The organism is Thioalkalicoccus limnaeus (assembly GCF_041197575.1).
In the GTDB taxonomy this organism is placed as follows: domain Bacteria; phylum Pseudomonadota; class Gammaproteobacteria; order Chromatiales; family Chromatiaceae; genus Thioalkalicoccus; species Thioalkalicoccus limnaeus.
The window spans coordinates 1-3,595 of sequence record NZ_JBDKXB010000060.1 but is presented as its reverse complement, the minus strand read 5'-3'; the positions used below and the strand labels follow the sequence as shown (position 1 = coordinate 3,595).

The following is a 3,595-nucleotide window of genomic DNA, read 5'->3' as shown; positions in this document are numbered from 1 at the left end:
ATACCACGGCTGCCACGGTAGCAGTGGCTATGAATGAACGTCTTGAAGGCTCCGCAAACAAAAGCCCAGTTGCGTCCGGGTTGCGTTGCGAGGCGGTAAAAAAGGGCCTCCAACCGCTCGGATTCGGCCGCTGCATCGTGCCGATAGAGAACACCCAATACGTGTTCGTCTCGCTCCGGTGAAGCGCCGGCCTGTCCCTCTAACAGGTCCGCCACCCGGTCTGGCTCCAGCTTCGCGATATGGCCCAGCCAGTTGAAACCAAAGTTGATGATTGCCGGGCGCTCGCTCGCCAGCCAACCTGTCAAAACGCCCTGATCATGCAGGAAGCGAAACCAGGGTGCGGAGGACCACAACGCAGTCTGTACTGGGTCGGTCGGTCGCGCGGTCTGTTCTCCAGACTGCCCTTCGAGGATTTCCCATTCCTCGGGCCTTGGGTCGCTGACCTGCCCGACCACTCCGATCATCAACTTCTTGATGTGGAATCGGACGTCGGGTGCGGCGAGGCAGTCGCCGAGATCCCTAAGGTAGGCATCGAAGTCATCGTCGCGGCGATAGGCTAGGATCTGGCGTACCTGGGAGCGTCGAAACAGATCCTGCTCGGCGGAGCGCAAGAGATTCAGGAGGGGCTCTCCCGTTTCCGAGAAACGCCGCGCGAAGACGTAGTCAAAGAAGCCTTCGTGGAAGAAGCCGATTCGGGAGCCCTGGCGGGCACACACATCGGCAGAAACGAGACGGTCCAGATCCGCATCGCCGGGAGGCAGACAACCCCTCGGAACCGAAAGAGTCTGCCGCTCGTTCATTGCCTCGCACAGGGCATAGAGCAGGACCTCGAACGCATTGTGATCGCTGAGAACTTGGAGCAGGTCCGACCGTTTCCGGCGCCAGAAGGTGTCATAAAGGTCCTTGGCCGAGGAGAAGCCAAACGGCTCGCCGTCGTTTCCAGCGGTCACGCCCGCCAAGATGGCCAGGTTGAGGGGTAGACGCAGGAGCTCGATCTGGCTGGGTGTGAACTGCTCCGGGGGGAGGTCAAGGTGGGCGACGACCTGCTTGACCTGCTCCTGGTCGAGCGGCCCGACGGAGATCGTGGTGGCGCGGGTCTTCTCTTGCTCTCGCAGGTCTCGCAGCCGCGCGTCGTTTTCCAGGTCAAATGCGCGGCACACCAGCAGCAGCCGCATGTTCGCATGCACCCGGGCCTCCCGAACCAGGGCGGCAACCGCATCGAAGACCTCCGGCCGCCGGCCGGATACTACACTGACTGCGTCCAGCTGCTCGATGACCAGCAGGCAATCTCCATCCGCAGCCAAGCCAGCCAGGATCGCAACCGGGGACTTCTCGCGCCCCAGTAGTTGGCGCCCGATCTCCGCGGGACGCTGAGTCGGATCCAGCCGGTCGAGGCGAAACGGCAGAATCGGCCAGCCTGTATCCGCGATCCGACGCACGATCTGACCGGTAGCACCCGTCTTGCCCATTCCGGCCGGTCCGACAAGGAAGAAGCTTCTCGTGGATTGGTCTGGATCAAGTAGGATGCCGATCGCCTGATCGGCCTCCCGCCGCGGAAGCGCTAGGTCCCCGATTCCGAACTCCTGGGACTCGAGATAGTCCTCTTGGCATTGCCGCAAACGTGCAGCCAGGTTTCGATCCCTGGCGACATCGGAGGGCTGGATGCCGCGCTCGGCGAGAACGCCCAACAGATCTGCTGCCGTCACGCGGCGGTGTACTGCTTCCAGGGAGTACATAGATAACACGCCTAAGGCGGCTTGGGGATCCCCCGTCAGATAGGCGCCCAGAAGCGCATGCACCGTGTCATCCAACTCACGTTCGTCTACAGGAATCCAACGGCTCTGCCGAACGGCACGCCAGGTCTCTTCGCCGCTGTCGACCCCGAGGCGGCGTTGGAGGTCATCGAAGTCACCCTTTAAGGAAAGGGAGAGGGATTTTTGAAACGTTGGGAAGTCCGTGATCGCCTGTGCGCGGTCTTGAAGCTCGGGGAGAGATTTCGTCGGGAGAGTCGAGACGAAAATGAACTCCGCAGCGTTATCCAGCGCATGCTTACGCAGTCCTGCAAGGACATTCGCCCGAGCTAAATCGGCGATCGTCCAGTAAGCCTTCCCGGACTGTTGACGTTTTACTTGATGCGCTTCGATACGACGGTCAGAACGGCACAGCCGAAACTCGATTCGGTCGCCCTCGTCCCCGATAGGCTCCAGCTCGATCCAAACGACTTCATCTGTCAGGAGTCGGATGAACTGTCGGACGGTCCACCGCAGCTCGTAGCGGTTACCGGCCTTGTCCGCGTCGCCTCCTGGGAGTGGCATTGGGTCAGATGCGCCTGTCCAAAGAAACTAGACCTGTCCACCGTGACGCACAGGGTCGTCGCGCACGAACGCCATCCAACGGTTCTCGGCGCCTAGGCGGCATAAGGCTCAACCTCGGCCGCGATGGCTTGACCCACCGTCCGCTTTGCGACCTCCAGCTCATAGTTCTTCTGCAAGTTCAGCCAGGACTGCGGGGTGGTGTTGAAGTACCGTGCGAGCCGGAGCGCCGTATCGGCGGTGATGGAGCGAGTGCCATTCAGGATGGCGGTGATCCGGTTCGGCGGCACATGCAGCGCCTTGGCGAGGGCATTCGCCGACAGGCCTAGGGGCTCCATAAAGTCGCCGCGCAGAATCTCGCCGGGGGTGACCGTTGGCATCAGGTCGGTGCCGTCAGCCAGGTCGGAAAAGTCGATCTGGTCCAGTTGCTCTCTTTGGATAGTCATCGTTCTTTGGGATGCAGTCGATGTTTGCGGGGACACTGGCGTCAGTGGTAGTCAGTCACCTCGACGTCAAAGGCATCGCGATCCTCCCAGCGGAAGCAGATGCGCCATTGGTCGTTGATGCGAATGCTCCACTGACCCTCACGGTCCCCGCGCAGCGGCTCCAGCCGGTTGGACGGCGGCACGCGCAGGAAGTCCAATGTATCCGCCGCATCTAACACCTGCAGCTTGGCGTAAGCGCGGCGTTGGATATGCGGTGGAAGGCTACGTACGCGGCGCCCCGAGAAGAGGGCCGCGGAAGCCTTGTCGGCGAAGCTCTTGATCACGCGACAAGAATAGTACGTGTTACGTTAATCGTAAAGAGATTTCTCGTACAACCTACGGCTACATCGCCGGGGGTTTTCTGGTTGCTGGTCTATAAGCGCCGATCGGTGTTCGGTTCAAGTAGGCCATGAGAAAGCCTCGACGGGATCCCTCGGGAACCGACGGGGCATCATCTCCCTAGCATGTGTCGGCGATCCATCTTCGCAACCGGCCCAAAGGGGTCTGCTTGTCAGCGCAGAAGAGTGCCCGCCTTCCGGATCCCTTGCCTGGGCGGCCGCAACGGCCAATGACTGCATAGCGTCCTTGAGCGGTCGCTCAGCATGAAGCGGCGAGCGGCAGGTCTGGGTCGTTTGCGGTCCCCGACGTAGTCGCTTGGTCCCGAGACACGGCCACCGTCCCGGACTCAGGCCCCGCCGACTCCCACCGGACCGCTCCCGTCACGCGCCTTGCATCGCGCGTCCCTGCGCGAGCAAGCCGCGCGCCGTCCGCTGCGCCGTGCCGACGGCAGAGTGGGAG

3 protein-coding genes are annotated in these 3,595 nt (G+C 62.0%); all 3 read right to left on the bottom strand.

Features of this window, described 5'->3' with window-relative positions:
* Positions 1–2,315: hypothetical protein (locus ABC977_RS17940; protein WP_369668642.1), on the bottom strand; the 2,315-nt coding region annotated here is incomplete at its 3' end.
* 92 nt (positions 2,316–2,407) lie between these two features.
* Complete coding sequence (locus ABC977_RS17935) at positions 2,408–2,758, bottom strand: HigA family addiction module antitoxin (protein ID WP_369668641.1); 351 nt, start codon at positions 2,756–2,758, stop codon at positions 2,408–2,410.
* Between the two features lie 41 nt (positions 2,759–2,799).
* Positions 2,800–3,081, bottom strand: coding sequence for a type II toxin-antitoxin system RelE/ParE family toxin (locus tag ABC977_RS17930; protein ID WP_369668640.1), 282 nt, complete (start codon positions 3,079–3,081; stop codon positions 2,800–2,802).
* Between the last annotated feature and the right edge of the window lie 514 nt (positions 3,082–3,595).